General features: G+C 59.3%; 3 protein-coding genes and 2 pseudogenes. 3 read left to right on the forward strand and 2 right to left on the reverse strand.

Annotated features, from left to right (window positions below):
* On the forward strand, positions 1-465 hold a 465-nt coding region (locus BGN95_RS09625; protein ID WP_286772495.1), incomplete at its 5' end, for a hypothetical protein.
* A gap of 201 nt (positions 466-666) precedes the next feature.
* Positions 667-798: pseudogene (locus BGN95_RS27245) on the forward strand (IS110 family transposase); the annotation flags it as partial.
* Between the two features lie 47 nt (positions 799-845).
* Here BGN95_RS27245 and BGN95_RS09635 read toward each other — a convergent pair.
* Together BGN95_RS09635 and BGN95_RS09640 are read right to left on the reverse strand one after the other, a co-directional pair.
* Positions 846-1,712 (reverse strand): recombinase family protein, encoded by an 867-nt coding sequence (locus BGN95_RS09635; protein WP_006961816.1) that lies wholly within the window; start codon positions 1,710-1,712, stop codon positions 846-848.
* A gap of 142 nt (positions 1,713-1,854) precedes the next feature.
* Positions 1,855-4,764, reverse strand: a complete 2,910-nt coding sequence (locus BGN95_RS09640) for a Tn3 family transposase (RefSeq protein ID WP_006961814.1) — start codon at positions 4,762-4,764, stop codon at positions 1,855-1,857.
* A 167-nt stretch (positions 4,765-4,931) separates the two neighbouring features.
* Here BGN95_RS09640 and BGN95_RS09645 point away from each other — a divergent pair.
* Positions 4,932-5,130, forward strand: a pseudogene (locus BGN95_RS09645) (IS110 family transposase); the annotation flags it as partial.

Raw genomic sequence — 5,130 nt, forward strand, 5'->3', positions numbered from 1 at the left:
ACCATGCCAAATGAACGATTTGAGGAATTTGCCGATCGTTTCATGAAGAGCATCGGCGAGCCAGACTGTGACCTACAAGCATTGGTCGATGAGCTGATAGAACTGCACGCTGTCGAGCGCGACGAATTTAACCGCGTCCGCCTGATAAGTATGCACATCGCGTTGACCAACATCGCCGCCGAAGGGTTGGCCAAGGCACAAGTTCCAGGCTCTCAGATCATCGGCTTTCTGGCCGATAACCTTTCGACTTACCATCTCATGCTCCGCCAGGAGAGTTTGGTTGACGGGCAGATCGACAAGGCCGTGCTTTTGCGCGTGACCGAACGCGAAATCACCGCTGGCCGCATGAAGGGCAACGATCCGCTCCGAGCATTTGCCGAAGGCGGCGAATATGTTCGCGACAATCCGATGGAGGGCCTTTTTCACGCTGATCCATCGGCCGACGATAAACCAGTCCTGAATTAAAGCGATAGCGCCGACGCGCCACAAGGGCGCGAATGTATAGGCGTATACAAATATACAGGGTCGCCGCCTGTTCGGCCTTGGCGTTGTTTAGCGGACTTTCCGCGCCCTCCCCTGCCGGCTCTTAGACCCCATGACTGCCGGAGCCTCGAGGGCTCAAATCTGAGATGCTGACGATGGATTTGTCAGCACTGGAGGCGAGTCATGACGGAGACAGTAAAATACGTCGGTCTGGACGTGCACAAGGAAACCATCGCGGTCGCAGTTGCCGATGAAGAGCGCGGAGGCGAGGTGCGTTTCGTCGGTACGGTTGCCAACGAGGCCCAGTCGGCCCGAAGCTGCGATTTTGGCCATGTTGAAGAACAAAGATTGAACATGGCGATCTACCAGGCTCGCTCTTGTCCTCCAATCTCGTAAACATCGGTCTCGATCGAGCACCTGTAGCTCTCTGCGATGTTGAACATCTCTGTCTGGAGAGATGCGATCTCATCATCGAGGCTGACGCCATCGGCACCCTGATCATAGGCGACGGTCAGCGTGTAATCGCAGTTCCCGGTCTTTTGCATCTGGTAATCCCGCTCCAGCATCGCCTCAATGCGCTCGCGAGCGGGCTTTCTGCCACGACCATGCTTGTTGAAGTTCTCGATGGTCAGATGCAGGGCGATGGTGACAGAAGGCGGCTTTTCCGGCAGCCCGATCCTTGAAGGAATGACGTCAAGCGCCCGATAGACGGTCATTCTTGAGATCTTGAGGTCGCGCGCGACGCTGGCCTTGCTCGCGCCGGCGGTGATCCGGCGTCGGATTTCATCGTCATCGATGTTTTTCTTCCGGCCTTTGTAGACGCCTTCGGCGCGCGCCGCCTCGATCCCGGCGCGCTGCCGGTCCTTGATGAACGTCAGTTCCATGTCCGCGACCATGCCCAGAATGGTGATCACCATCCGCCCCATGCTTCCGGCCGTCGTCACCTCCGGCTCAAGCACCCGCAATGAGGCTCCCTTCTGGTCGAGTTCATGAACCAGATTGAGAACATCGCGTGTGGAGCGACCGAGCCGATCGAGACGCAGGACGACGAGTTCGTCATCGGCGCGCAGGAACTGCATGATCGTCTCAAGCTCCGTGCGTCCAGTGCGCGATGCGCCCGAGCCTGTTTCGGAGCGGAGGATTTCACAGCCCGCTGCCTTCAACCGGGCAACCTGGATGTCGAGATCCTGGTCGATGGTGCTGACGCGGGCGTAGCCGACGCGGGTCATGGGCAAATCCGTCACATTAGGGTGGCTTTGCCCTCGTACAGTAACATTGGTGACGGAACCACCCTTTTGTGACATGTCGTATATGTCACTTCCGATCGTCACGTTCGGGTGCACCCAAATGGTGCGAGCGGAAAGGCCCCGGTCAGGCAGCAAGCCGCCCAAAATCGATCCGGCTATTCAGATCGAGGTCGAAGCGGCCATAAGGATTGACGTGGCTGTAAATCAGCGGTGTGAGGCCGCGATAATCATCCGGCGTCATCCGGCCCGTCCATTTCGGTTCCACCAGCACGCTCTGAAGCATTCGGGTGTTCACATAGACAAGCGACGCTTGCAGCAAATGTAGCGCCAGGACCGAGAGCTGCTGCTCATCGATGCGGTTAGTGGCGATCTCGCCGCCCTTGCCGAAGAAAACGAACCCATTGGCACTGTTCCAGTTTTCAACGACATTCAGGCCTTCATGAATTTCGCGGCGGAAGGACTCCTCGCGCAGATACCGGCACAGGAAGATCGTCTTGACCGCGCGGCCCAGCTCACTCAACGCCTTGTAGGTCGGGTGCATCACCTCGGAGCGGCTAAACCGGCGCAGGATCGCCTCCGGGTCGGCGGTTTTTGTCTGCATCGCGGCTGCATATTTGACCATCTCGTCATATTGCTGCTCGATCTCATCCCAGTTGATCGGACTGGAGAGGATCGGCTGCAAGTGGGGAAGCCGCGTTCGCATGCCGACATCGGGAAGAGCCAGCTTCTGGCGAGCGATCGCTTTCAGGCGGGGTGCAAGCTCAAATCCGAGAAGCCGGCAAAATGCAAAGCCAACCGCGCTTTGGCCATGACTATCAACATATTGTCGCTGGATTTCCATGTCGGTGCAATGGCGCAGCACGCCCTCGATCATGGAGGCGACCTCGGAGGAAGAGCAGCGCTTGAGCTGGGAATAGACGCATGTCGCGCGTCGTTCGACATGCCAGTAGATCATGACGCCCCGTCCACCATAACGCGCATGCCATTCCGTCATCAGGTTGCGATCCCAGGCTCCGAACTTTGTGGAATCTGACGCACAGGCCGTGCCGGCGTCCCCCCAGACTGCAGCATTGCGGATTGCCAGGGTCGCATTCGCAACCCTGGCACACGCCTCCTTGAGCGCCGCGGCATGAACGAAGCGGCGATGGACATGCAGCAGCTCTTCATAGCTGACATCGGGGGTGGCGCCGGCGATCCGCTTGAGCCCGGCATTCGTTCCCAGGCCGTAGAGGCATAGCAGGAGACGTTGATCCAGCGCGGTTTTCGGCAGTGCAACACGCGAGGCCGATGTTTCGAACGCTTCGAGAAGTCCCGTATCAAGGGCAGCCTCCTTCAGTACGTCGAGCAGCCCGGTCATCGGCCAGCGTTGGCCGATCTCGGTCTTGATCGAGGCGAGACCCCTGGGTTCGGGCAAGGGTTTGAACGGGGTGAGAGATATACGGTTCTCGCCGCGCCACAGCAGCCGAACCTTGTCGTTCCGGGGAATATTGGCATTGAGGAGCAACAGTTCCTGAGCAAGCTCTTCCCGGATGGCGCTTGAAAATGCACGCGCATCCGCCGTCAGGTTCAATCCTGTGTAATATGCTTCTCGCCGCGCATCGAAGTCCTTGGGAAGATCGTCATCGGGATTGCGGTATCGGTCCGCCCCGACAACCCAGATTTCCTTAGAACGGATGCGATCGCGCAGTTGCGCGAGGACACAAAGCTCATAACTGATCCGGTTTACGCGCCCCTCTTCATCAATGACGGAACTGCGCCATCTCGCCGGAATGACCTCGTCGACCGGCACTGCGTGCGGCGGCACGTAGCGGCATCCATCATCCACTTTGCTTCTGATCCAGTCCAGGGCCGCCAGCACCGGACGCCACACGGCGTTGTTCGACCGGAACTCCAGTGCCGAAAGCAGGCTTGGCAGCATACGGCGATAATGATTGGCCCATGACCTCCGCATCACCTTGTAGATCCGCCGATCCAAGGCGCCCTTTGCCTGGCTTTCCTTGATGATCGCCGCCAGTTTGTCCTTGCCGGCGATTGGGAAAATGACATCGCAGATGCGCCCGGATGGATCGTCGATCGAAGCGCTGGCAATCTCGACCAGGAGTCGCTCCTTGCCATAGACCCGCTCGATGTCTTTCGCGATATCGCCCACCACCTTGCGTTTCGAGCGCGATCCGATCTTATGGACCGTCTCGATCAGCAGGTCGACCATCGCATCCGTAAGCTGAGCTTCCCGCGCCATCAGATAAACGGCATAGAGCCCGAGCTGGCGCGCCGGTACATGCCGGCGCATCTCCGAGGCTTTCTCGCCGGCAACCCGGCGAACGATCTGATCGACCCATGCCTTGCCCGTGACCGATAGGAAATCTCGGGGAAGAGCAAGCCGTTGGATAAAGGCGAGTTTGGCGGTCACGCCAAGAATGTTTTCGAGCGTCGCCTGACCTGCATCCCCCTTCATCGTGTTGAAGCCGGTCGGGCCATCGGGATCGGCGAGCGAGGCTTCCAGCAAGGCGACCGCATCCGGCGCAAGCCGATCGCGGACTCGGGCCAACAGGGCCTCCAGATAGAGGTGTCGTTGCGAACGGACGAGGCGTTCCAGCTCCTTGCGCGACGGCCCATAGATACGGCGGTCGCGGCACCACAGGAAAACATGCTCGAGCATGGCATTGATCGGCTGCCCGCCCGCACAAAGATCGTCGGAAATCCACCTCGACAACGCCCTGCGATCCGTCTGCGTCATACGGCGGAACCCGAGATGCCGCAAAATCTCCGCGCAATGCCGGCGGGCGGTGCGCCCGGAAAAATCATAGTGGTTCACGGATTTGGCATCGAGACCAAGTTGCTCCGCCAGATACAAGACACCGTCGGAGGGTATCGACGCATGATCCGGCACAAAGAAGCCATGCCCGGCGAAAAATCTAAGCTGAACCGCCAATCCCAGTCGTGCCGTCTCCGCTTTGCCGGTCACGAACGCGATGTCCGAAAAACTCAGGCTCCAGGAGCCGATCAGATCCCCACTCGAAACGCCAAGGCTCATAACGCCGCTCCCTTATCGGAGCGGAACGTCGTTCCTCGCATGGGCGATCGTCAACAACAACCAGCCCGTTCCCGACGTGTTCTCCAAGATGACCAAAATCGCAGCTTCGGGCCGACTGGGCCAACGAGGACGATGCGGTCAGAAAGCTGGTCAAGCGGCTGACGGCGCCGGGCGTGAGGTTGAGCGTCTGCTACGAGGCTGGTCCTTGCGGCTATGGCCTGCACCGGCTGCTGACGAAACTGGGGCAGGCTTGTATCGTCATCGCTCCCTCGATGATGCCACGACGGCCAGGTGATCATGTGAAGACCGACCGGCGTGACGCAATGACCCTGGCCCGACTGTTGCGTGCCGGCGAGCTTACCGCGA

The sequence above is a fragment of the Sphingomonas sp. 66-10 genome (genome assembly GCF_001897045.1).
In the GTDB taxonomy this organism is placed as follows: domain Bacteria; phylum Pseudomonadota; class Alphaproteobacteria; order Sphingomonadales; family Sphingomonadaceae; genus Sphingomonas; species Sphingomonas lycopersici.

What these genes read in the sequence shown, in the direction of transcription:
- BGN95_RS09640 (WP_006961814.1), bottom strand. Translation starts at nt 4,764, where the DNA reads ATGAGCCTTGGCGTTTCGAGTGGGGATCTGATCGGCTCCTGGAGCCTG.
- BGN95_RS09635 (WP_006961816.1), bottom strand. Translation starts at nt 1,712, where the DNA reads ATGACCCGCGTCGGCTACGCCCGCGTCAGCACCATCGACCAGGATCTC.